This is a genomic window from Caulobacter sp. BP25 (assembly GCF_002737755.1).
GTDB lineage: Bacteria > Pseudomonadota > Alphaproteobacteria > Caulobacterales > Caulobacteraceae > Caulobacter.
In genome coordinates this window covers 20,602-42,796 of record NZ_PEGH01000019.1, presented here as the reverse complement: position 1 = coordinate 42,796, position 22,195 = coordinate 20,602, and the positions used below count along the sequence as shown (strand labels likewise).

Annotated in this window: 23 protein-coding genes; 16 read left to right on the top strand and 7 right to left on the bottom strand. The window is 66.7% G+C overall.

The window, feature by feature from the left end; genetic code table 11:
* Window positions 1-12 precede the first annotated feature (12 nt).
* Together spmX and CSW59_RS17790 are read left to right on the top strand one after the other, a co-directional pair.
* Window positions 13-1,245, top strand: coding sequence for a lysozyme-family localization factor SpmX (gene spmX, locus CSW59_RS17795; protein WP_099445329.1), 1,233 nt, complete (start codon window positions 13-15; stop codon window positions 1,243-1,245).
* A gap of 82 nt (window positions 1,246-1,327) precedes the next feature.
* A complete protein-coding gene (locus CSW59_RS17790) occupies window positions 1,328-2,488 on the top strand; it encodes an isovaleryl-CoA dehydrogenase (protein WP_201722855.1) in 1,161 nt (386 codons plus the stop codon).
* 111 nt (window positions 2,489-2,599) lie between these two features.
* On the opposite strand, the gene CSW59_RS20670 is transcribed toward CSW59_RS17790, so the two are convergent.
* The 3 genes from CSW59_RS20670 to CSW59_RS17780 all read right to left on the bottom strand — a co-directional run bounded on the left by CSW59_RS20670 (window position 2,600) and on the right by CSW59_RS17780 (window position 4,873).
* Complete coding sequence (locus CSW59_RS20670) at window positions 2,600-2,686, bottom strand: hypothetical protein (protein ID WP_143755018.1); 87 nt, start codon at window positions 2,684-2,686, stop codon at window positions 2,600-2,602.
* Window positions 2,687-2,763: 77 nt separating this feature from the next.
* Window positions 2,764-2,907, bottom strand: a complete 144-nt coding sequence (locus CSW59_RS20825; RefSeq protein WP_161495069.1) for a hypothetical protein — start codon at window positions 2,905-2,907, stop codon at window positions 2,764-2,766.
* Window positions 2,908-3,106: 199 nt separating this feature from the next.
* Entirely contained in the window at window positions 3,107-4,873 is a 1,767-nt protein-coding gene (locus CSW59_RS17780; protein ID WP_099445326.1) for a patatin-like phospholipase family protein, read from the bottom strand.
* A gap of 202 nt (window positions 4,874-5,075) precedes the next feature.
* Here CSW59_RS17780 and CSW59_RS17775 point away from each other — a divergent pair, with 202 nt between their 5' ends.
* The 4 genes from CSW59_RS17775 to CSW59_RS17760 are packed head-to-tail and all read left to right on the top strand — an operon-like array spanning window position 5,076 to window position 10,851.
* Window positions 5,076-6,668, top strand: coding sequence for a carboxyl transferase domain-containing protein (locus CSW59_RS17775; RefSeq protein WP_099445325.1), 1,593 nt, complete (start codon window positions 5,076-5,078; stop codon window positions 6,666-6,668).
* A gap of 18 nt (window positions 6,669-6,686) precedes the next feature.
* A complete protein-coding gene (locus tag CSW59_RS17770; protein WP_099445324.1) occupies window positions 6,687-7,526 on the top strand; it encodes an enoyl-CoA hydratase-related protein in 840 nt (279 codons plus the stop codon).
* Between the two features lie 48 nt (window positions 7,527-7,574).
* Window positions 7,575-8,885 carry a DUF3667 domain-containing protein gene (locus CSW59_RS17765; RefSeq protein WP_099445323.1) on the top strand — a complete coding sequence of 437 codons (1,311 nt, stop codon included), beginning with the start codon at window positions 7,575-7,577 and terminating at the stop codon, window positions 8,883-8,885.
* Between the two features lie 7 nt (window positions 8,886-8,892).
* Window positions 8,893-10,851: an acetyl/propionyl/methylcrotonyl-CoA carboxylase subunit alpha gene (locus tag CSW59_RS17760; protein WP_099445322.1), complete on the top strand. Its 1,959-nt coding sequence runs from the start codon at window positions 8,893-8,895 to the stop codon at window positions 10,849-10,851.
* Between the two features lie 48 nt (window positions 10,852-10,899).
* Here CSW59_RS17760 and CSW59_RS17755 read toward each other — a convergent pair whose 3' ends face one another.
* Window positions 10,900-11,577, bottom strand: a complete 678-nt coding sequence (locus CSW59_RS17755; protein ID WP_099445321.1) for a type 1 glutamine amidotransferase domain-containing protein — start codon at window positions 11,575-11,577, stop codon at window positions 10,900-10,902.
* A gap of 340 nt (window positions 11,578-11,917) precedes the next feature.
* Here CSW59_RS17755 and CSW59_RS17750 point away from each other — a divergent pair, with 340 nt between their 5' ends.
* Entirely contained in the window at window positions 11,918-12,316 is a 399-nt protein-coding gene (locus CSW59_RS17750; protein ID WP_099445516.1) for a DUF1489 family protein, read from the top strand.
* A gap of 175 nt (window positions 12,317-12,491) precedes the next feature.
* Here CSW59_RS17750 and panC read toward each other — a convergent pair whose 3' ends face one another.
* A complete protein-coding gene (panC, locus tag CSW59_RS17745) occupies window positions 12,492-13,355 on the bottom strand; it encodes a pantoate--beta-alanine ligase (protein ID WP_099445320.1) in 864 nt (287 codons plus the stop codon).
* Window positions 13,356-13,658: 303 nt separating this feature from the next.
* Here panC and CSW59_RS17740 point away from each other — a divergent pair, with 303 nt between their 5' ends.
* From CSW59_RS17740 to CSW59_RS17730, 4 genes are all read left to right on the top strand, one after another.
* Window positions 13,659-14,495 carry a division plane positioning ATPase MipZ gene (locus CSW59_RS17740; RefSeq protein WP_099445319.1) on the top strand — a complete coding sequence of 279 codons (837 nt, stop codon included), beginning with the start codon at window positions 13,659-13,661 and terminating at the stop codon, window positions 14,493-14,495.
* Between the two features lie 73 nt (window positions 14,496-14,568).
* Entirely contained in the window at window positions 14,569-15,003 is a 435-nt protein-coding gene (locus CSW59_RS17735) for a DnaJ domain-containing protein (RefSeq protein WP_099445318.1), read from the top strand.
* Window positions 15,004-15,018: 15 nt separating this feature from the next.
* Window positions 15,019-15,078, top strand: a complete 60-nt coding sequence (locus CSW59_RS20665) for a hypothetical protein (RefSeq protein WP_106907314.1) — start codon at window positions 15,019-15,021, stop codon at window positions 15,076-15,078.
* A gap of 81 nt (window positions 15,079-15,159) precedes the next feature.
* Window positions 15,160-16,380 carry a PLP-dependent aminotransferase family protein gene (locus CSW59_RS17730; protein ID WP_099445317.1) on the top strand — a complete coding sequence of 407 codons (1,221 nt, stop codon included), beginning with the start codon at window positions 15,160-15,162 and terminating at the stop codon, window positions 16,378-16,380.
* Window positions 16,381-16,514: 134 nt separating this feature from the next.
* Here CSW59_RS17730 and CSW59_RS17725 read toward each other — a convergent pair whose 3' ends face one another.
* Window positions 16,515-17,822, bottom strand: coding sequence for a D-alanyl-D-alanine carboxypeptidase (locus tag CSW59_RS17725; RefSeq protein WP_099445316.1), 1,308 nt, complete (start codon window positions 17,820-17,822; stop codon window positions 16,515-16,517).
* A gap of 312 nt (window positions 17,823-18,134) precedes the next feature.
* Between CSW59_RS17725 and CSW59_RS17720 the strand changes: the two genes are divergently transcribed.
* The 4 genes from CSW59_RS17720 to CSW59_RS17705 all read left to right on the top strand — a co-directional run bounded on the left by CSW59_RS17720 (window position 18,135) and on the right by CSW59_RS17705 (window position 21,087).
* Window positions 18,135-18,569, top strand: coding sequence for a phasin family protein (locus CSW59_RS17720; protein ID WP_099445315.1), 435 nt, complete (start codon window positions 18,135-18,137; stop codon window positions 18,567-18,569).
* A gap of 120 nt (window positions 18,570-18,689) precedes the next feature.
* Window positions 18,690-19,157: a RidA family protein gene (locus CSW59_RS17715; protein ID WP_201722843.1), complete on the top strand. Its 468-nt coding sequence runs from the start codon at window positions 18,690-18,692 to the stop codon at window positions 19,155-19,157.
* Window positions 19,157-19,930, top strand: coding sequence for a glycerophosphodiester phosphodiesterase (locus CSW59_RS17710; protein ID WP_099445313.1), 774 nt, complete (start codon window positions 19,157-19,159; stop codon window positions 19,928-19,930). The genes CSW59_RS17715 and CSW59_RS17710 overlap by 1 nt, the downstream gene beginning before the upstream one ends.
* Window positions 19,927-21,087 carry a GNAT family N-acetyltransferase gene (locus CSW59_RS17705; RefSeq protein WP_099445312.1) on the top strand — a complete coding sequence of 387 codons (1,161 nt, stop codon included), beginning with the start codon at window positions 19,927-19,929 and terminating at the stop codon, window positions 21,085-21,087. Before CSW59_RS17710 ends, CSW59_RS17705 begins: the two co-directional genes overlap by 4 nt.
* Before the next feature lie 21 nt (window positions 21,088-21,108).
* Here the strand turns inward: CSW59_RS17705 and CSW59_RS17700 are convergent, their stop codons facing one another.
* Window positions 21,109-21,597, bottom strand: coding sequence for a pyridoxamine 5'-phosphate oxidase family protein (locus tag CSW59_RS17700; RefSeq protein ID WP_099445311.1), 489 nt, complete (start codon window positions 21,595-21,597; stop codon window positions 21,109-21,111).
* Between the two features lie 128 nt (window positions 21,598-21,725).
* On the opposite strand from CSW59_RS17700, the gene CSW59_RS17695 reads away from it, so the two are divergent.
* Window positions 21,726-22,160: an HIT family protein gene (locus CSW59_RS17695; RefSeq protein WP_099445310.1), complete on the top strand. Its 435-nt coding sequence runs from the start codon at window positions 21,726-21,728 to the stop codon at window positions 22,158-22,160.
* Window positions 22,161-22,195: the final 35 nt, after the last annotated feature.

Sequence of the window (22,195 nt, the reverse complement as noted above, 5' to 3'; positions counted from 1 at the left end):
TCAAACTAGGCGATGAAACCGCGTCATCAGGTCTCCCGCGCCGCCGTCGATCTCATCAAGAGATTCGAAGGCTACCGTCAGACGTCCGCCCAGCTTCCCGATGGACGCTGGACGATCGGCTATGGCCACACGCTGACCGCGCGTCCGGGCGCGAATGTCTCGGAAAAGGACGCCGAGGCGCTGCTGCTGTACGACCTGATCTCGGTCGCCCACTCGGTCAACGAGCACACTTACACGCCACTGACCCAGAACCAGTTCGACTCCCTGGTCTGCTTCGCCTTCAACATCGGTATCGAGAACTTCCTGCGCTCGGGCGTGCTGCGCCGGATCAACGAGGGCTCGCTGCTGCAGGCCGCCTGCGCCATGGAGATGTGGCGTAAGGCCGATTTCGAGGGCGAGCGGATCGTCATTGACGCCCTGGTCCGCCGCCGATCGGCCGAAAAGACCCTGTTCCTGACGCCGGCTAACGGCGAGTGGGTGCCCGCGCCCAGCCCCGTGCTGCGACCCAAGATCGACTACGACGCCAGCAACGCCATTCCCAAGCAGACGCCGGCGACGGTCAGCACCCGCACCGACGGCGACCGCGTTGTCGCCCATCGCGAAGGCGACCTGCCGTTCAGCATCGTTGTCCCGGAAGAGGACAGGCCGACCGCGACGGAACAGTCCGCCGCCGCCGTCAGCGCGCGCCTTGAGGCCATCCTCGCAGAGGCGGATGCGATGCCCAGCAAGGCGCAGGACCTCGGCTTGCCCGAACCGCCCGTTCCGCAGGCCGCCGGCGCCGCGCCAGGGGGCGTCCTATTCGCGGACGCAACGGTCGAGTTGACGCCTTTCCGCCCGTCGTCCCAGGCGCCTGAAAAGCCGGTCGCTGTCGAAGCCTTCGCGGCCGGTCCGATCGCCAATGAGCCGACGTTGTTTGGTGCGCCGTCCGACGGCGGCTCGGCTTTCAATCTCGACGGCTTCTCGACCAGCGCCGCGACCGAGCTGTCGCCCGCCGCCGAAATCGCCGGTGGTCGTCGCAAGGCGCCGCGCTCGGCGAGCAACGCAAGCCTGCTGATCGTGCTGGGCCTGCTGGGCCTGTCGCTGTTCGGCGGCGGCGTGCTGTGGATACTGACCGTGGCGGTCGGAGCCGCCGAACAGGTCAAGCTGTTCGGCTACGGCGCCAGTATGATCGGCGCCATCTGCTTCGTGGTTTCGGCGTATGTTCTGTTGCGCCGACTGGCCGGGCCGGATAGGGCGAGCGAATAAGAAGTTTCCTTACTCAAGGGAAGCTGAGCAAGAACGCCCGCGGGTCTCGTTGATCCGCGGGCGTTCGTGCTATGGGAGGACTATCATGACGAATTTCGCACCCACGATGGACTTCGGGCTGGGCGAGACCGCCGACGCGATCCGCGAAACGACCGCTCGGTTCGCCGCCGATCGCATCGCGCCGCTGGCCGCCCAGATCGACGAGACGAACGTCTTCCCGCGCGATCTTTGGGTCCCGATGGGCGACCTTGGCCTTCACGGCATCACCGTCGAGGAAGAGTTCGGCGGCCTGGGCCTGGGCTATCTTGAGCACGTGGTGGCGATGGAGGAGGTCTCCCGCGCCTCGGCCTCGGTAGGCCTGTCGTACGGCGCGCACTCGAACCTCTGCGTCAATCAGATCCGCCGTTGGGGCACGCCCGAGCAGAAGCGACGCTACCTGCCCAAGTTGATCAGCGGCGAGCACGTTGGGTCCCTGGCCATGAGCGAGGCGGGGGCGGGCTCTGACGTCGTCTCCATGAAGCTGCGGGCTGAACAGCGCGGCGATCACTATGTCCTGAACGGCACGAAGTTCTGGATCACCAACGCCCCGCACGCCGACACCCTGGTCGTCTATGCCAAGACCGGGGAGGGCAGCCGCGGCATCACCGCCTTCCTGGTCGAGAAGGGCATGAAGGGCTTCAGCGTCTCCAAGAAGCTGGACAAGATGGGGATGCGCGGCTCGGACACCGCCGAGCTGGTGTTCGAGGATTGTGAGATCCCCGAAGAGAACGTGATGGGGCCCGTCGGCGGCGGCGTCGGCGTCCTAATGAGCGGCCTGGACTATGAGCGCGCGGTGCTGGCGGCGGGGCCGCTGGGCATCATGCAGGCCTGTCTCGACATCGTCCTGCCCTATGTCCGCGACCGCAAGCAGTTCGGCCAGCCGATCGGCGGCTTCCAACTGATGCAGGGCAAGATCGCCGACATGTACGTCGCCCTGAGCTCGGCCCGGGCCTATGTCTACGCCGTGGCCAGGGCCTGCGACGCGGGCAAGACCACCCGCTTCGATGCGGCCGGCGCGATCCTGATGGCCAGCGAGAACGCGGTGAAGGTGTCTCTGGAGGCGATCCAGGCCCTGGGCGGCGCCGGCTACACCAAGGAATGGCCGGTCGAGCGCCTGCTGCGCGACGCCAAGCTCTACGACATCGGCGCGGGGACTAACGAAATCCGCCGCTTCCTGATCGGCCGTGAGCTGATCGGGGCCTGATATCGGCGTCTCAAACTGGCAATGAAAAAGGGCCGCCCCGATCGGGACGGCCCTTCCATCGTCGTAGCCGCTTGCGCAGCCCGTGACTTGCAACCTTCAGCGCTCAACGCTTCAGGCGGAGACCTCGCTCTTGCGGCTCCAGGTCACGACTTGCGACCGCAGTTGGAGACAATGAGACACTAGACCACCTCCTTTCAGTAGTTGAACAACACAGGGAGGATATGGGCCTTTTCGCCGCGATGGGAAGAGACGCCGTGCGCGACGCGAGGTCGCGGTCAGAGTGTCAGAAGGCGAATGGCGATCAGGATCACGGCCCACATCGCCATCGCCGCGCCGACGGCCAGGGGACGACTGAGATTGATGCGCCGGATGCTCGGGACCGGAGCGCTGCTGGGCGCCATATGAACGTGCGTGGCCATTCCGCGTGATTTCCTTCCCTATGGCCCCTCTGACGGGGGCCTCAGACAGACCTTATGATGAATCTTCTCTCTTGAGAAGAATTCTTCACAAACCACGAAGTTGCACGATGTCGGATTGTCGCAGGCCGCAGGTATAGAAGGGGCGGTGGAGCGCTGACATCTAGGGATTTTTGACGCGAGCGATAGAAAAGCGCCTCGATCAGGGCCGCGCTGGACCGTTCTGGCGCTCCCGCAGGCTAGGCCGACGCCGTAGGGCGGTCACTGGCTGGCGCAGGGTGTCGAGCGCGAAGCTGGCGGCGACACGGCCCGCCTTGACGGCAGGCTCGAAGGCCCGCCAGTCGCGGATGTCGATGCCCTCCAGCTTGGGCGTGATCAGCACGTCGGTGGCTTCGCGGGCGGCGTTGATGTCACGACCGGACGTGACCGTGGCGGCGCGCATCAGCAAGGCCACGATCGGAGGGCCGCGACGCCACTCCCCGGAGGTGATCCAGCTCCATAGTGACGGCGGCGTGATCAGGTCGTCGGCGGTGATGCTGCGGCCGAGCGTGACGTCGACGCCGACGATCGGGCCGGGCTGGAGGGCCCGCATGACGTCGGCGGGGAAGTTCTTCATCACCGCTCCGTCCACCAGCACCGAGCCGTGGTCGGTGGCGGGCGGCATCACGCCGGGCAGGGCGATCGAAGCCCGTAGCGCCGTTTGCAGCTCACCGGTGCGATGCAGCTGGTAGGCGCCCGAAGTCAGGTTTGACGAGACACAGAAGAACGGCAGCCAAAGATCGCTGATCTCGACCCCGCCGAAATGCTCCTCCAGCCGCGCCTTGACCTTTTCGCCACGGGTCATGGCGATCATCGGAAAGGCGATGTCGTCCAGGGGACTGGAGTCGACGAAGGCCTTTCTGATCCTCGCCTCCATCTCGCCGTCGTCCCAGCCCATGGCCAGGCCTGCGGCGATGATCGCGCCCATCGAGGCGCCGCCGACGAAGTCGATCGGGATGGCTCGCTCGCGCATGGCCTGAATCGCGCCGATGTGGGCGTAGGCCCGCGCGCCGCCGCCGGACAGCACAAGCCCGACCGATTGACCGGTCATGACCCGCGCCAGGCGCTGCAGGTCGGCGATGCCGTTCTCGCGCAGATGGAACAGACGCGCGGGCTGTGTCGCAGCAACCCAGGCTTCCGAGCCGTTGGGTCGCGTCAGGCTGGCCGATTGCAAGAGGATCAGGTCGACTAGGCGCTGAGCTTGCAACGGGCCGGAGGCATAGCTGGGGATCACACTGGGCGGCGCCCGGTCGCCGCGTCCGACGCGGAATAGCCGATCGACCTGACGGCCGACGACATGACCCCAGGCGGTCTCGTCGGCCTCGGTGACATAGAGGACAAAATCGTGGCTTTGCTCGACATTGCCGAACCACTCGGTCGGCGCCAACAGCGCCTCGCCGCCCTCGACGGTGACGGTGTAGCCGAGGTTTTCGATGCAGCGTCCCAACCGTTCGACGACCGGCCTGATCGGCGCGCCAGGCTCTACGGCGATAAAGCCAAATACGGATGGATCGCCGACCGCCGGCTGACTGCGCGCCTGCCGCGCGCGATGGATCATCAGTCGCGATAGCTCCAGCAGGACGCTGGGATCCTCCTCGGCCGCTTCGAAAAAGACGTCGCGGGGCAGGGAGAACATCTCGCTGTCGCGCAGGGCCACCATGGCGGCGGAATGGGCGGTGTCGCCGATCATGGCCATCTCGCCTGCGGGTTCGCCCGGGCGGATCAGGCCCAGGAACTGCGGCTCCTGGCCGTTCTCGCGGCGAAAGGCGCCCAGGCGTCCGGTCTTCAGGAAATAGAGCTGCTCAGCTGCTTCGCCCGGCTCGAACAGGGTGGCGCCGCCCGGCAGCGAGAACCACGCCGCTGTCCCGTTCCGCCGCTCGCGGGCGAACAGGCGCGCTAGAGCCGAGTCATCGGGCAGGGGCGTTTCCACGGGGCGGACCGTAGAGCCGCTAAGGCGAAGCTGTAAACGGTCTCGCGCATGATCGGCAGGCTTGACCCTGACTGCGCGTTCAGGCGCAATCATTGCTCTGGAAGCCAAAATGTCTAAGAACGGTTTTGGCCCTGAATCTTCGGCTTCGGGGTCCAAAAAACTCCGACTTCCGGGGATGGGTGGAAAAGGCTAAGCGTCGGTCATGCCGAAGTTGAACTCCGCTATCGACGCGTCCAGCGACGCCTTCGCCCGCAACGCCGCGCATAATCGCGCTCTAGTCGCCGAGCTGCGCGCCAAGGTCGCCGAGGCGGCCCTGGGCGGTCCGGAGAGCGCCCGCGAGCGTCATGCCGCGCGCGGCAAGCTGCTGCCTCGGGAGCGGGTGGAGCGCCTACTGGATCCTGGCTCGCCCTTCCTGGAGATAGGCCAGCTGGCGGCCTGCGACCTCTATGACGGCGAGGCGCCGGGCGCCGGGATTATCTGCGGCGTCGGCCGGGTGTCGGGCCGCGAGGTGATGGTCGTGGCCAACGACGCCACGGTGAAGGGCGGCGCCTACTTCCCGATGACGGTGAAGAAGCACCTGCGAGCTCAGGAGATCGCCGCCCAAAACCGTCTGCCGTGCGTCTATTTGGTCGACAGCGGCGGCGCGAACCTGCCGCATCAGGCCGAGGTTTTCCCCGACCGCGACCATTTTGGCCGCATCTTCTTTAACCAGGCACGGATGAGCGCCGCAGGCATCCCGCAGATCGCCTGCGTCATGGGCTCTTGCACCGCAGGCGGCGCCTATGTCCCGGCGATGAGCGACGAGACCGTGATCGTCCGCAACCAGGGCACCATCTTCCTGGCGGGGCCGCCGCTGGTGAAGGCCGCGACGGGCGAGGTGATCTCCGCCGAAGAGCTGGGCGGGGCCGAGACCCACGGCCGCCGTTCGGGCGTCGTCGACCATGTCGCCGAAAACGACGAGCACGCGCTGGAGATCGTCCGCTCGATCGTCGCCAACCTAAACACCACCAAGCCCCAGGAGCTGGTCCTGGCCGAGGCCGAGCCGCCTTTGTACGACCCCGAGGAGCTGTATGGCGTCGTCCCGACGGACGTGCGCGCGCCCTACGATGTCCGCGAGGTCATCGCCCGCATCGTCGACGGCTCGAAGTTCGACGAGTTCAAGGCGCTGTACGGCACGACCCTCGTTTGCGGCTTCGCCCGCATCTGGGGCCAGCCTGTGGCGATCCTGGCCAATAACGGCGTGCTGTTTTCCGAGAGCGCGCTGAAGGGCGCGCACTTCATCGAGCTGGCCTGCAAGCGAAAGATCCCGCTCGTTTTCCTGCAGAACATCTCGGGCTTCATGGTCGGCGGCAAATACGAGGCCGGCGGCATCGCCAAGGACGGCGCCAAGCTGGTCACCGCCGTCGCCTCGGCCGAGGTTCCCAAGTTCACGGTGCTGATCGGCGGCAGCTTCGGGGCTGGCAACTATGGCATGTGCGGCCGGGCCTACTCACCCCGCTTCCTGTTCACCTGGCCCAACAGCCGCATCTCGGTGATGGGCGGCGAGCAGGCCGCCAGCGTGCTGGCCACCGTCCATCGCGACGCGGCCAAGTGGACGCCGGAGGAGGCTGAGGCCTTCAAGGCGCCGATCCGCCAGCGCTACGAGGACGAGGGCAACCCCTACCACGCCACCGCGCGGCTATGGGACGACGGGATCATTGACCCGGCTCAAACGCGGGACGTGCTGGGGCTTGCAATATCGGCCAGTCTCAACGCCCCTATCCCGGAGACGACCTTCGGCGTTTTCCGGATGTAGCGTTCAAAGGAGCTTCCCATGACCAATCCCATCGCCGATCCCATCGTCGAGGTCCCCGACACCGACGCGATGAGCCCGCTGGTCCACATGGAGAGCACGCCCGAGGGCGCGGTCACCGTCTGGATCAATCGACCCGAGAAGAAAAACGCCTTCGACGCGGCGACCATCGCGGCCCTGCGTCAGACCTTCGAGACCCTGCATGGCGCCGAGGGCGTGCGCGTGGTGTTCCTGCGCGGCGTCGGCGGCACGTTCAGCGCCGGCGCGGATCTCTCCTGGATGGCAGACGCCGTCGAATGGGACGAGGACGACAACCGCGAGGACGCGCTTGAGCTGGCCCACATGCTCAAGGCCCTGCACGACGTGCCGGCCCTGACCGTAGCCCTGGTCGAGGGCGCGGCCTATGGCGGCGGCGCGGGTCTGGTGGCCGCCTGCGACCACGCCCTGGCCAGCGCTGACGCCAAGTTCTCGTTTTCCGAGGTGAAGCTTGGCCTGACCCCGGCGACCATCAGCCCCTATGTGATCGCCGCCCTGGGGCCGCGCACCACCAAGCTGCTGTTCGCCACGGCCCGCGTCTTCGACGCCGACGCCGCCTGGAGCTACGGCCTGGTCGATGAGGTGTTCGACGACGTGGCTGGCCTTGAGGCCGCCCGTGACGCCCTGATCGAGGAGATGGTTCCGTGCGCCCCCGGCGCGATCGGTGACGCCAAGGCCCTGGTCAACGACTTCGCTGGCCAGAAAATCGACAGGGGCGTGGTCGAAGAGACCGCCCGCCGCATCGCGCGCCGCCGCGTGTCGGACGAAGGACAAGAAGGCGTGCGCGCGTTCCTCGCGCGTCGTAAACCCTCCTGGGCTGAATAGACTCAACTTCGGGGTTCAGGGTTCAGGGTTCAGGGTTCAGGGGGAACGATGACGGCTGCGGACATGGAAGCGGCGGCGGCGGACTCGGCGGGCGACTTCGTCCGTCGAAAGCAGAAGCCGTTTCCTCACAAGGGGGAGCCCTGCAAGAACTGCGGTACGCCGCTAGAGGGGTGGTACTGCTATTCTTGCGGCCAGAACGCCGACACGCATCACCGCTCAATCCTGCACCTGATCTGGGAGACCATCGAGGGGATGTTCCACCTCGATGGGCGCCTGGCCAAAACCTTGCCGCTGCTGTTCTTCAAGCCGGGCAAGCTGGCCAAGGACCTGATGGAAGGCCGGATCGCGCGGCACACGCCGCCGTTCCGCACTTTTCTGGTGGCCCTGCTGCTGTTCATCTTCGCGGCCGAGCATCTGATCCACAACAAGATGCACGAGCAGGAGGTGCAGGCCGAGAAGGAGGCTCAGCTCCTGACCACACCGGCTGGCCGGAAGGCCAAGGCCGACGAGATGCGTCTGGAGGCCGCAACGGAACGCAACGCGAGCCTGAAGAGCGCGGCCGACGCGCGCATCGAGGGGCTGGCGGAAGCCGGCGCCGACAAGACCAGGATCGCCCAAGAGTACGCCGACGAGATCAAGAAGGCTCAGGACGGCTACGCCGCCAAGGTGGCGGAAGCAGACGCGTTGCAGAATAATCCGAATGCTGGCGCCGAGGCGCTGGCGAAGCTGCACAATGGTAAGAACGCCGTCGCCGATCAGATCCGCAGTCTCGAATTCTCCGATCCGAACAGCCGGGAAGCCAGCGCCAATAAGATCGCCGAAATCCAGATGGGGGGGCGGAACATCAGTGTGGTCAAGCCCAGCGAGCCGGGTCATGCTTCGGCCGACCAGCAGGCTCACGGGGAACCGGCGACGCACGACGCCAAAGGCCCACTCTGGCCGCGAGAAGGTCTGGCCAAGGCCGTGTCGAACCCCAACTACTTCATTCTAGTGATGTTCGGCTGGGCCCACCGCCTGGCGGTGCTGCTGCTGCCGATCATCGGTCTGTCCCTGGCGCTCGTCTATGTGAACAAGCGCCAATACTACATCTACGATCACCTGATCGTGGCCACCAACCTGTTGTCGTTCTCGTTCCTGACCTGGGCCCTGCTGTTTGTGCTGCCGGAGGCCCTGATGGGACCGTTCCTGGCGATCATTCTGCTGTGGACGCCGATCAACCTCTTTCAGACCTTGCGCGGAGGCTACGGCTCCAGCCTCTTGGGCGCCGCTTTCAAGACCCTGATCGTCTGGCTCTCGACCATCATAGCCTTCGGCGTCCTGATCTTGGGCCTGATGCTCTTCACCCTTTCTCAGATGTAGGTCCCGCTTGATCGCTTCCGTCCTGATCGCCAATCGCGGCGAGATCGCTCGCCGCATCATCCGCACCGCCCGAGAGCTGGGCGTGCGGACGGTCGCCGTCTATTCGGAGGCGGACGCGCACGCGCCTTTCGTGATGGAGGCCGATGCGGCGATCCTGATCGGACCCGCGTCGGCCAAGGAGAGCTATCTGGATCCCCGCAAGATCCTGGCGGCGGCCAAGCAGATGGGGGCGGACGCGATCCACCCGGGCTACGGCTTCCTGTCCGAGAACGCCGACTTCGCCCAGAGCGTGATCGACGCGGGCCTGACCTGGATCGGCCCGCCGCCCTCGGCCATCCGGGCCATGGGCCTGAAGGACGCCGCCAAGAAGGTCATGATCGACGCCGGGGTGCCCACCACGCCGGGCTATCTTGGCGAGGACCAGTCGGTCGAACGGCTCACGACCGAAGCGGCCAAGATCGGCTATCCGGTGCTGATCAAGGCCGTGGCCGGTGGCGGCGGCAAGGGCATGCGCAAGGTCGAGAAGGCCGGGGACTTTGAGGCTGCTCTGGGCTCGTGCCGCCGCGAGGCCTCGGCCGCGTTCGGTGATGACCGCGTGCTGCTGGAGAAGTACGTCACTCGTCCCCGCCACATCGAGGTGCAGGTGTTCGGCGACAGCCACGGAGACGTCGTCCACCTGTTCGAGCGCGACTGCTCGCTGCAGCGCCGCCACCAGAAGGTCATTGAGGAAGCCCCCGCGCCGGGGATGGACGAGAAGACCCGTCAAGCCGTCTGCGCCGCCGCCGTGAAGGCCGCCAAGGCCGTTGGCTATGTCGGCGCGGGCACGGTCGAGTTCATCGCGGATGCGTCCGATGGCCTGCGCGCCGACCGCATCTGGTTCATGGAGATGAACACCCGCCTGCAGGTCGAGCACCCGGTCACCGAGATGGTCACCGGCCAGGACCTTGTCGAATGGCAGCTGCGCGTGGCCGCCGGCGAGCGCCTGCCGCTGGAACAGGACGAGATCACCCTGGACGGCTGGGCCATGGAGGCGCGTCTCTACGCCGAGACCCCGGCGACCGGTTTTCTGCCCTCGACCGGCAAGCTCAAGCACTTCCGCCTGCCCGAGGGCGACGTCCGCGTCGACAGCGCGGTGGACGAGGGCGGCGAGGTCACGCCCTTCTACGATCCGATGATCGCCAAGCTGATCGCCCACGGCGTCGACCGCGAGGACGCGGCCCAGCGCCTGGCCGAAGCCTGCGCCCTGGTCGAGGTCTGGCCGGTCAAGACCAACGCCGCCTTCCTGGCCAAGTGCGCCAGCCATCCGGATTTTGTCCACGGCTCGGTCGACACCGGCTTCATCGAGGCGCGCCTGGATGAGCTGACCGAGCGGACCTTCAGCGACGAGCCGGCCATGGCCGCGATCGGCTGGCGGCTGGACAGCTTCCTGGAGGCCGAGGCCAGGCCCGATCCGTGGGAGAGCGCGCCCTCCAAGCTGTTGGGCTTCCGGATGAACGCCGACCGCGCGGCCATGACCCTGCCGATGGCGGTGGATGGCAAGCCGACGCCACTTCGCGTCGCGCTGCTGGGCGGCGGAACCGAGGACTGGTCCTGGGACATCCGCCACGCCGACGGCCGCGTCTTCGACGAGGTCGCGCGGTTGCCGACGACCTACGGCAAGGGCCCCCTCCATGTGTTCGAGGGCGGCGACGTCCAGACGTTCGACTTCGAGGCTCACGTGGGCGGCGCGGGGGAGGGGGCGGCCTCCGATGGCGCGATCCTGTCGCCGATGCCGGGCAAGATCGTCTCCGTCGCCGTGTCGGCTGGCCAGAGCGTCAGCAAGGGCCAGACCCTGCTGACCCTGGAAGCCATGAAGATGGAGCACGCCCTGGTCGCGCCGTTCGACGGCGTCGTGGCCGAGCTTTCGGCCTCGGCCGGCGGCCAGGTCAGCGAGGGCGTGGTGCTGGCCCGCCTGGAAGGCGCGTGAGCCGATAGGCTGAGGGGGCCGGGCCGCGAACGGCCCGACCCTCGCGCGTTAGCGGATCTGGGCGAGCAACGCCTTGGCCGCGTCTTCTGAGCTGGCGGGGTTCTGGCCGGTAATCAGCTTGCCGTCGACGACAACGAAAGGCCCCCAATCGGCGCCCTTCTCGTAGGTCGCGCCCAGCGCCTTGAACTCATCCTCGATCAGGAACGGCACGACGTCGGTTAGTTCGACCGCGGCTTCCTCGGAATTGGTGAAACCGGTGACCTTGCGCCCCTTCACCAGCGGCGAGCCGTCCGCCGCCTTGACGTGACGCAGGACGCCCGGCGCGTGGCAGACGAAGCCGATGGGCTTACCCGCGCGCTCGAAGGCCTCGATCAGCTGGATAGAAGCCGGGAGTTCGGCCAGGTCCCACAGCGGGCCGTGACCGCCGGGATAGAACACCGTGTCGAAGTCCGCCGCTTTGACGGTTTCCAGTTTCACGGTGCTGGCCAGGGCCTTCTGGGCGTCGGGATCGGCCTTGAAGCGGTGCGTCAGTTCGGTCTGAAACTCTGGAAGATCGCTCTTGGGATCGAGCGGCGGCTGTCCGCCGGCCGGCGAGGCCAGCACGATCTCGGCTCCGGCGTCCTTGAAGGCGTAGTAGGGCGCGGCGAATTCCTCGAGCCAGAAACCGGTCTTCTTGCCGGTGTCGCCGAGGTCGTCATGCGAGGTGAGAACCATCAGGATCTTCACGGGCCTTCTCCTTTTTGAGCGGGGACGGCGTCACTCGCGCCATGTCGAGTAACGCGCGACGACGCGTTTGCGTCGCGAGATGCCCCATCTGGTGAGGGGAGCGGCGCGAAACCAGGCTCGCGGGGCGAGCAAAAAGAGAACCGCCGCTTTGGACGCATGCGACAACGTCCACAGCGGCGGCGCCAGGCGGGAGAACCCGCCGAGTCTTCGCGCCCTGGTGAAGCGCGATGCTCCAGCCATAGCGGCGTGATGCGAGGGCGCGAGGGCTTTCACCTTTCACGCGAGCGTTAACGTCGCCCAGGCGATTGCCTTGCGGCCCCAGCGCGTTATCTACGCGGCCATGGCGCTGCATATCATCAAGCTGGTCGTCGGCTGCGACACGATCGAGGACCTCCTGGCCTGGCACAAGGAAGGCCATCCCTGGATCATGCACACGCGCATGACGCCCAAGCGGATCGACGAGGTCCTGGACGGCGGTTCCCTCTACAGGGTCTTCAAGGGGCAGATCCTGTGCCGCCAGAAGATCCTGGCGATCGACACCGTCGGCGCTGGTCCGGCCTCGCGTTGCGAGGTCACGGTCGATCCGACCATCGTGCGCGTCGCGCCACAGCCGCGCCGGGCGTTTCAGGGCTGGCGCTACCTGACGCCGGAAGACGCCCCGCCTGACCTGACCGAAGGCGAGGCCGCCGACCTGCCGCCGGAGCTGGCGCGCCAGTTGCGCGAACTGGGCGCTTGGTGACCTGGGCGGGAATTGTTAGCCTAATATCAACTCTGACGGGTGTTTCTTCTCCGCAAGGAAAGCGGAGGGATGACGATGAGAGCCGGTTACGCCGTCTTAGGCGCGGGCATGCTGTTCGTGGGCTTCGCCGTCGGCGTGTTCATCGCTCTGTATCCGGCGATCTGATCCCAGAAAATCAGCCTGGTCTGACGGCCATATTGTCGATCAGGCGGGTGCCGCCCAACCAGGCCGCCACCAGGATACGGCCCTCCACGTCGCCGATCGGGCCGGGTCCCAGCCGAGACAGATCGCTAGCCTCGCGCACTTCCACATAGTCGACTTGGCGGAAGCCCGCCGCCTTCAGCGCCTCGACCGCGACAGCCTCGGCCTCGTCAATGCGGCCCCCGGCGGCCACGGCCTGGGCGGTGGCCTTCATGGCGTTCGGCAGGGCCACGGCCGCGGCGCGCTCTTGCGCCGACAGGTACGCGTTGCGCGAGGAGAGAGCCAGGCCGTCCTCGGCCCGAGCGGTCGGCGCGCCGATGACCTCGATCGGTATGTCGAGGTCGCGGGCCATGCGCTTGACCACTTGAAGCTGCTGGTAGTCCTTTTCGCCGAACACGGCGACATCGGCCTGCGACTGGATGAAGAGCTTGGCGACGACGGTTGCTACGCCCCCAAAGAACTGCGGCCGCGCCGCGCCTTCTAGAGGCTCCGACACGCCCGACACCGTGACCAGGGTCGAGAAGCCCGGGGCGTACATTTCCGCCGCGTTCGGGGCGAACATCAGGTCGCAGCCGACCGAGCCCAGCTTCTCGGCGTCGACAGCCTCGCCCCGGGGATAGGCGTCGAAGTCCTCGTGGGGAGCGAACTGCTTGGGATTGACGAAGACGCTGGCGATCACCCGGTCGGCGTTCTGTTTCGCCAGGCGGATCAGCGAGAGATGGCCCTCGTGCAGCGCCCCCATCGTCGGGACCAGGGCCACGCGCTGGCCGGCGGCCTTCCAGGCGCGGACATGTTCGCGCATTTGCGCGACGGTGCGGACGATGGTCGGTTCGGTCATGGCGGCCTCCACGCGGATAGGCGAGCCTGTCTGGTTTAGATGGAGCCATCTAAACCAGATAAACAGGCTCGAATTCATAGACTTAGAGCGCATTCGAGCGGTTCTAACGCTCGAATGCGCTTTGGGGCTTATGGCCTCCGCGCGGCCTTAGGTCCACCGCGACGCTGGGGAAACCGTGTTTCGCCAACTCTGCGACAATTAGGTCTGTGGATGGAGGCCGTTGACCCCATGAGGCGGCGGTAACATCGTGTTAATCTTCAGTCCAAGGTCGCGCGAGTCGCGACGCATCAAGGATCGAAACTCATGGCCGAAACGCGGGTCATCGTCGTCGGCAACGAGAAGGGCGGGGCGGGCAAGTCGACCATCGCCGTCCACCTCGTGACTGCGCTGCTCTACGGCGGCGCGAAGGTCGCGGTCATCGACCTCGACCTTCGCCAAAGCACCTCGGCGCGGTTCTTCGAGAACCGCCGCATCTGGCTGGAAAGCAAGAAGCTCGAGCTGCCCGAGCCTCTGTCTCTGCGGCTGTCTGAGGACGACATCGCCCTGGCCGAGAAGTCGGACGAGGAGCAGGTCGCCGGCTTCGAGGCGGCCTTCGCCAAGGGTCTGGCCGAGTGCGACTTCGTGCTGATCGACACCCCAGGCGGTGACACCGCCGTTTCGCGCCTGGCCCACGGCCGCGCCGACCTGATCGTCACGCCGATGAACGACAGCTTCGTCGACTTCGACATGCTGGGCCATGTCGACCCGGTCAGTATGGAACTGACCAAGCCCAGCCTCTATTCGCTGACCGTCTGGGAGGCGCGCAAGCAGCGGGCTCTTTCGGGCCAGCGCCAGGCGCTCGACTGGGTCGTGCTGCGCAATCGTTTGGCGACGACGGAGGCCCGGAACCGCAAGCGTCTTGAGGACCGCCTGACGGCCCTGGCCAAGCGGGTCGGCTTCCGCATCGGCCCCGGCCTGCGCGATCGGGTGATCTATCGCGAGCTGTTCCCGTTTGGCCTGACCATCGCCGACCTGTCGCCGCAGGTGCGCCCCGTGCCAGTGTCGCTGCAGCATCTGGCCGCGCGCCAGGAACTGCGGGCCCTGATGCATAGCCTGGGCCTGTCGGCCTATTCCGGCGAGACGCTGCTGGCGGCGCAGTAGTCGAAGGGCTAAAGGCTTCGATGTGCGGGCGGTTGGGGCGACTCAGCCGCCCGTCTTCGTGTCTGGAGGCGTGATGATCTATCTGCTGCTGGGCGCGGCCATCCTGGCCTTCCTGCTCTGGCCGCGCCGCCGCAACCTGCTGAAGGGCGACGGCTGGCGGGTCGGGGCGGGCGTGGCGGCGATCGTCGCTTTCGCCTTCGCCGGCTATGCGACCATTCGCGGTTTGTGGGGCGTGGGCATCGTGCTGGGCGTCATCGGCCTGTGGACCGTCACCGAGGCCCGGCGGCGGCCAGTCATCCGCCGCCAGGTCGTCCATCCGCCTCGCGGTGACCTCAGCCTGGCCGAGGCGCGCGCAATCCTGGGCGTCGCCCCTGACGCGACCATCGAGGAGATCAAGGCCGCCTATGCCCGCCTGATCCGCATGGCCCATCCCGACGTCGGCGGCACCGAGGGCCTCGCCGCCCAGCTGAACGCCGCGCGGGATCGTTTGATCAAGCGGCCCGGCTGAGCTAGGACATGCGCCATGATCAATCGCGAACGCTTCTGGCGACGCCGCTCCTCGGGTCCGACCTGCTCGGTATGACGCTCTGAACCCCTTGTTCAGGCGAGCCGCCGTCGCGCGGCTCTTTACAGTGTCATTCCCGTTCGGACTTCTGATCACCCCATGACCGACCAATCCCACGACTGGGCCGCGCGCTTCAGCGATCGCATGGCCCGCGTCCGCGCCAGCGAAATCCGTGAGCTTCTCAAGCTTTTGGACCAGCCCGACATCCTGTCCTTTGCGGGCGGCATCCCCGATCCCGACCTTTTTCCGGCAGCCGAGATCCAGAAGGGCTACGAGGCCGTGCTGGCTGATCCCGTGCTGTCGCGCCAGGCGCTGCAGTATTCCGTCAGCGAGGGCTACCTGCCGCTGCGCCAGTGGATCGCCGAGCGCATGACCCGCGACGGCATGCCCTGCGAGCCGCACAACATCATGCTGACCGCCGGCTCGCAGCAGGCGCTGGACCTGATCGGCAAGCTGTTCATCAGCCCGGGAGCCCCTGTCGTCGTGGCGCGCCCCACCTATCTGGGCGCCCTGCAAGCCTTCAACGGCTACGAGCCGGCCTATCGCGACATGCCGGACACCGCGCTTGCCGCGCCGGAGGCGGTCGACTTGCCGCAAGGCGCGCTCGGCTATTTCGTGCCCGACTTCGCCAATCCCACCGGCGTCAGCCTGACCCTGGCCGAGCGCGAGACGTTGCTGGCCCTGGCCGACCGCCTGGACATGACCTTGGTCGAGGACGCGGCTTATCGCGAGCTGCGCTTCGTCGGCGAACCCGCGCCCACGCTACTGTCGCTGGACATCGCCCGCTCGGGGGGCGTCGACAACGCCCGCACCATGTTCCTGGGCACCCTGTCCAAGACCCTGTCGCCGGCCTTGCGCATCGGCTGGGTCTGCGGGCCCAAGGCGGTGATCGAGAAGCTCGTTTTGCTCAAGCAGGGCGCGGACCTGCACGTCTCGACGATCAACCAGATGGTCGCTCATCGCGCCGTCTCCGAAGGCTATGACCAGCATCTGCACCGCCTGCGCGGCGCCTATGGCCACAAGGCGCGAGTGATGCTGGCGGCGCTGGACAAGGCCATGCCCAAGGGGGTGACCTGGTCGCATCCGGAGGGCGGCATGTTCGTCTGGATTGACCTGCCTGAGGGTATCGACGGCGCCGAGCTGTTAGCGCGGGCGATCAAAGAGGAGCGCGTGGCCTTCGTGCCGGGCGCGCCGTTCTTCGCCGAGGTTCCGAGGGCGAATGCGATCCGGCTCAGCTACTCGCTGCCGACCGACGACCAGATCGAGGAAGGCGTGCAGCGCCTCGCCCGGCTGATCGGGCGGGTGATGGCGGAACGCTAGGAAGCTGTCATCCCGGCCAAGCGCGTAGCGCGCCGAGCCGGGACCGCCGAAAGCTCAGCGCGTGTTTTGGTCCCGGCTCTCCGCTTCGCTTCGGCCGGGATGACACGCGTTTTGCGGTTGTTGGTCCGCCGCAATCAGCGCGGCGACAGCACCATGCAGGGCACGCGCTTGGCCTTCAGGGTCGAGCAGGCGCTGCGAGCGGCGTCGGCCGTTAGGCCCTGGAACTGGGCGCGGAACGTGCCGCCAGCCCCTTCGACAGCAGCCTCGGTGTCGGCGACCACCTTGGCGAAACGGCCGCGCACCAGCTTCAGCTGTTCGTTGGCCAGCGACTTGGACTTGAAGGCGCCGACCTGCACGGCCCACTCGCCTTGCGGCTTCTTGGCCGGCTTGGCCGTGGCTTGCGCCGCGCGCAGGGTGGGGGAGACCTTCATCGGGCCGGGATTATGCGGGTTCTCGGTCAGGACGATCTTCAGGCCGGCCTGGTCGCCATCGCCCTGTTCGACCGACGGACGGTCGATCGGGCCCGAGGGCTCGTCTTCATAGATGTTGGCGGCGATCGTGGTCCGCTCGCCCTTGGCGCGTCGCTTCATCACGTCGAAGCCGGTCAGCAGCAGGTCTTCCATGTTGTTGTCGCGCCAGGCGGTCGAAGGGCCGCCCAGGACCACGGCGATCAGGCGGCGGCCGTCTCGGACGGCCGAACCGGCCAGGTTGAAGCCCGAGGCATTGGTGTAGCCAGTCTTCAGGCCGTCAAAGCCTTCCATGTTATCCAGCAGCCGGTTGTGGCCCTTGATGTAGGCGCCCCGGAAGGTGAAGCCGCGCACCGAGAAATAGCTGTAATACTGCGGGAAGTCGCGCATCACGGCGCGCGACAGGATGGCCAGGTCACGGGCCGTCGAGATCTGGCGGCTGTCGGGCAGACCCGAGGCGTTCACGAAGCGGGTGTTGCGCATGCCCAGTTCCTGACCGCGCAGGGTCATCAAGGCGGCGAATCGCGACTCGCTGCCGGCCAGCCGCTCGGCCATGGCGACGGCGACGTCGTTGGCGGATTTCACGGTCATGGCCTTGATGGCTTCGTCGACGCTCATGCTCTCGCCGGGACGCAGGCCGATCTTGGTCGGCGCTTGGCCGGCGGCGCGCGGAGACATGACGACCCGGTCGGTCAGCTTCATGCGGCCTTCGCCGAGCGCCTCGAAGGTGAGGTACAGCGTCATGACCTTGGTCACGGAAGCTGGATAGCGCGGGCTGTCAGCCCTCTTGTCGTAAAGCACTTCGCCCGAATTGGCGTCGATCACGATGGCCGCGTACTTCGGCTCGGAGGCGTTCAGCTGGAGATAGGGTATGGCGGCCGAGGCCGGCGTCGGCGCGACGGCGCCAAGCATGGTCGCGAGCGCCAGGCCGGCGGCGACCAGAACGGAACGAGCGGAGGTAAGCTTGGCGAACATGAGGGGCGTCCGTCATTTGAACTGAGCGGTTCCGCACCGCCACACGCGTGTCCTTACCATGATGGCTGGCCCCTTTCGCTAAAGTAAACAAGTGGTGAGCGAACTTGCCGCACGGGTGAAAAAATTGGGCGCGTGGTTCCAATGCTGCAGCTTTGAGAGGCGGTTGTGGAGCAACCCTTACGGTATGGTGCGCTGCACAATTTTCTTGACTGCTGCACTGCAGCATGGCAAACCGCCGTTGTCCCAAGCGCAGATGGGCGAGTTGTAGCTCGTTCCCTCCGCCCCGCCGCCTTCCTCCCCAGGAGAGATTCCATGGCCGCCGCCGAAACCGTCAAGAACACTGTCGAACAGTTCACCACCGCCTCGAACCAAGCGTTCAAGGACGGCGTCGAGAAGTCGCTGGCCGCCCTGGCCGAAGCCAACACGCACTCTAAGAAGAACCTCGAAGCCGTCGTCGCTTCGGTGACGGCCGCCACCAAGGGCGCTGAAGCCCTGGGCGCCGAGACCTTCGCCTATTCGAAGAAGCTTGCCGAAGACCAGGTCGCCGCCGCCAAGTCGCTGGCCTCCGCCAAGAGCGTGCAGGAAGCCGTCGAGCTGCAGACCGCCTGGGCCAAGTCGGCCCTGGAATCCTACATCGCCCAGGTCAGCAAGGCCTCGGAGATCGTCTCGGCCTCGATCAAGGACTCGGTCAAGCCGCTGAACGAGCGCATGAGCGCTGCGGTCGAGAAGTTCCAGGCCGCTCGCTAGGAGCCGACCTTCGCGTCCCGCCGACGCGATCCAAGACGAAAAGCCCGGGCCGCGAGGTCCGGGCTTTTTTCTTTTGCGCCTGGGCCGCTCGCGTTAAGGATGCCTGACAAATCACGGAGCGTGCGTATGTCGAAGGTCGAAGAGCGGTTGAAGGCGATTGGCGTGGAGCTGCCCCAGCCGGTGGCGCCGGTGGCCAACTACGTGCCTTTCGTCCGCTCGGGCAATCTCGTCCATATCTCCGGCCAAATCTCGCTGGACGCTTCGGGCGGGATCAAGGGCACGGTCGGCGTCGACGTCGACCTGGAGACCGCCCAGAAGGCCGCGCGCATCTGCGGGATCAACCTGCTGGCCCAGATGAAGGCCGCCTGCGATGGCGACCTGGACCGCGTCGTCCGCGTGGTGAAGCTGGGCGGCTTCGTCCAGGCCGGTCCGGACTTCATCGACATTCCCAAGGTCGTCAACGGTTGCTCGGACCTGATGGTCGAGGCGCTTGGCGACGCCGGACGCCACGCCCGCTCGGCGGTGGGCGTCTACAAGCTGCCTCTCGGCTTCGCGGTCGAGGTGGACGCGATGGTGGAGATCGCCTGATGCGCTCGCGCGAACGCCCCTCGACCGAAACCTTCGGCGAGGCGTGGGAGCGCATGTTCGACCCGCCGGCGGCCCATCGCGGCCTCTGGACTCCTGATGGCGCGCCGGAGAACTCCCTGGCCGCCTTCCAGGCCGCCTGCGCCCATGGCTACGCCATCGAGCTGGACGTGCAACTGACCGCCGACGGTGAGGCGGTGGTCTTCCACGATGACCGCCTGGAGCGGATGACCGGCCGGGAAGGGCGCTTGCGCGACCACACCGCCGCCGACCTTTCGACCATGGCGCTCAAGGCCACGGACGAGACGATCCCGACCCTGGCCGACGCCCTGACCATGATCGGCCACCGCGCCATGGTCTTCATCGAGCTCAAGACGCCTTTCGGCGAGGTCGGGCCGCTGGAGAAACGCGTCAGCGACGTGCTGGTCGACCACAACGGCCCAACCGCCGTGATCGGCTTCAATCCGTATTCGCACGCCTGGTTCGCCGACCATCACCCGCAGATCCTGCGCGGCCTGAACTCCTACAGCTGGAACGACGACAACGCTCGCAAGCTGGCGCCGGAGATGCGCAAGTCGCTGGCGGCGCTGGAGCAGGTCGAGCTGGCGCGGCCGGATTTCCTGTCTCTGGGCCTGGACATGTTGCCCAGCCCGCGCGCCGACCTATATCGCGCCAAGGGCATGCCGGTGGTCGCCTGGACCGTCCGCAGCCCAGACCAGTGGGAAGGCGTGCGGGACCATTGCGACAACCTGATCTTCGAGGGCTTCCACGCGTGAGTTCCATCCGACCGGCGGTTCGCGTCCATCGCGCGATCGCCGAGATCGGCAAGGAGGCCTGGGACGCTTGCGCCGAGGCCACTGGCGATCCGTTCGTCTCCTATGATTTCCTGTCGATCCTGGAGGAAAGCGGCTGTGTCTCGGCGCGCACCGGCTGGGCCTCGCAGCACCTGTCGGTCGAGGATGAGGCCGGCGCGGTCGCTGGCGTCATGCCGCTGTATCTGAAGTCCCACAGCCAGGGCGAATACGTCTTCGACCACGCCTGGGCGGACGCCTATGAGCGGGCCGGGGGGCGGTACTATCCCAAGCTCCAGTGCTCCTCGCCGTTTTCGCCCGTGACCGGCTCTCGTCTGATCGTGCGGCCGGACATAGACGCCGACGAGGGGCGCTCGGCGCTGCTGGGCGGCGCCCTGGCGCTGTGCGAACGCATGGGCGCCTCGTCGGTACACGTGACCTTCCCGGTTGAGGACGAATGGCGCTGGATGGGCGAGCACGGGATGCTGCCGCGCCAGGACCAGCAGTACCACTGGGAGAACCGAGGCTACGCGACCTTCGACGACTTCCTGGCGGCTCTGTCGGCCAATCGGCGCAAGACCATCCGCCGCGAGCGGCGCGACGCCCAGGAGGGCCTTGAGATCGTCGCCCTGACCGGCGGCGAGCTGACCGAGGACCATTGGGATGCGTTCTTCGCCTTCTACATGGACACCGGCAGTCGCAAGTGGGGACAGCCTTATCTGAATCGCCCCTTCTTCTCGCTGCTCGGAGAGCGGATGGCAGACAAGGTGCTGCTGCTGATGGCGCGCAGGCCGGGCGGACCTTTCCTCGCCGGGGCGCTGAACCTGCTAGGTCGCGACTGCCTCTACGGGCGCCACTGGGGCTGCGTCGAGGACGTGCCGTTCCTGCATTTCGAGCTTTGCTACTACCAGGCCATCGAGCACGCGATCCGGCTGGGCCTGCCCCGCGTTGAGGCGGGCGCACAAGGCCAGCACAAGATCGCGCGCGGCTATCTGCCCAGCCCTGTCTACTCCGCCCATTGGATCGCTGATCCGGCCCTGCGCGAGCCCGTGGCGCGCTATCTGGAACGTGAGCGGGAGGCGGTGGCCGCCGACATCGAGATGCTGACCGACGAGTACTCCCCGTTCCGGGAGGAGCGATAGCGCGCCTCCCGGCGGGCGCGCCTACTGCAGCCGGACTTCGCCGACCTTGTCCTTGTATTCCTTCTTGGGATCCGCCCCGAGCATCATCTTCACGCTGGCGAACAGGCTGCTCTCGTTCAGCCAAATCTGAGCGCTGCCCGTCTCAAAGCGCAGCAGGCGCAGCTTGGGATCGTTCTTGCCGCTATACCAGGCGGCGACGAAGGGGTTCCACAGGCGGTCTATCGTCCCCCGGTCATTGTCGATGCGCATGCGGCCCTCGACCGCCGCGAAGAGGTTATGCCCCTTGGACACGAAATGCAGGAAGGCTTCGCGTTCCCCGCCCTCGACCGCCCGGACCAGATCGACATCGACGGCGCTGAAGATCCAGATCGGACCGGAATGGCTGCCTTCGAACACGGCGGTCATCGGCTGGGCGCGTCCGCTCTCGTGATCGGGCAGGCCCAGCATCACGGTGCGGTCGGACTTCAGGGCCTTCCAGAACTTCTCGGCCAGATCGGCTTCCTTGGACATCGTCGTCTCCTTTGCTTGGGAGACGAACGGCGCCGGAGGAGGCGCGTTCCTAGGGTGAAGCTTCGTGTTGGCTCCTCTTGCGCCCCACCCTCTGTTTGCTACGACCGTCCCGTCAAAGGGAGACGGTCATGAGCCTCGACGGACGCTACGACACGGGCAACATCTTCGCCAAGATCATCCGGGGCGAGATCCCCAGCGTGAAGGTGTTCGAGGACGACCGGGTCCTGGCCTTCATGGACGTCTTCCCGCAGTCGCGCGGCCACGCCCTGGTGATCTCCAAGGTCAGCCAGGCCCGCAACCTGCTCGAGGTCGAACCGGAGGTGCTGACCGAGCTGACCGCCGCGACGCAAAGGCTGGCGCGCGCGGTGGCGGCGGCCCTGAAGCCGGACGGCGTGGTCGTCACCCAGTTCAACGGCGCGCCCGCCGGCCAAACGGTCTTCCACCTGCACTTCCATGTGATCCCCCGCTACGAGGGTGAGGCGCTGGGTCGCCACGGCGAGGGCGGCATGGCCGATGTCGAGGAGCTGAAGGCGCTGGCGGCCAAGATCGCGGCGGCGCTGTAGGCAAAACGAAAAAGGCCCGGATCGCTCCGGGCCTT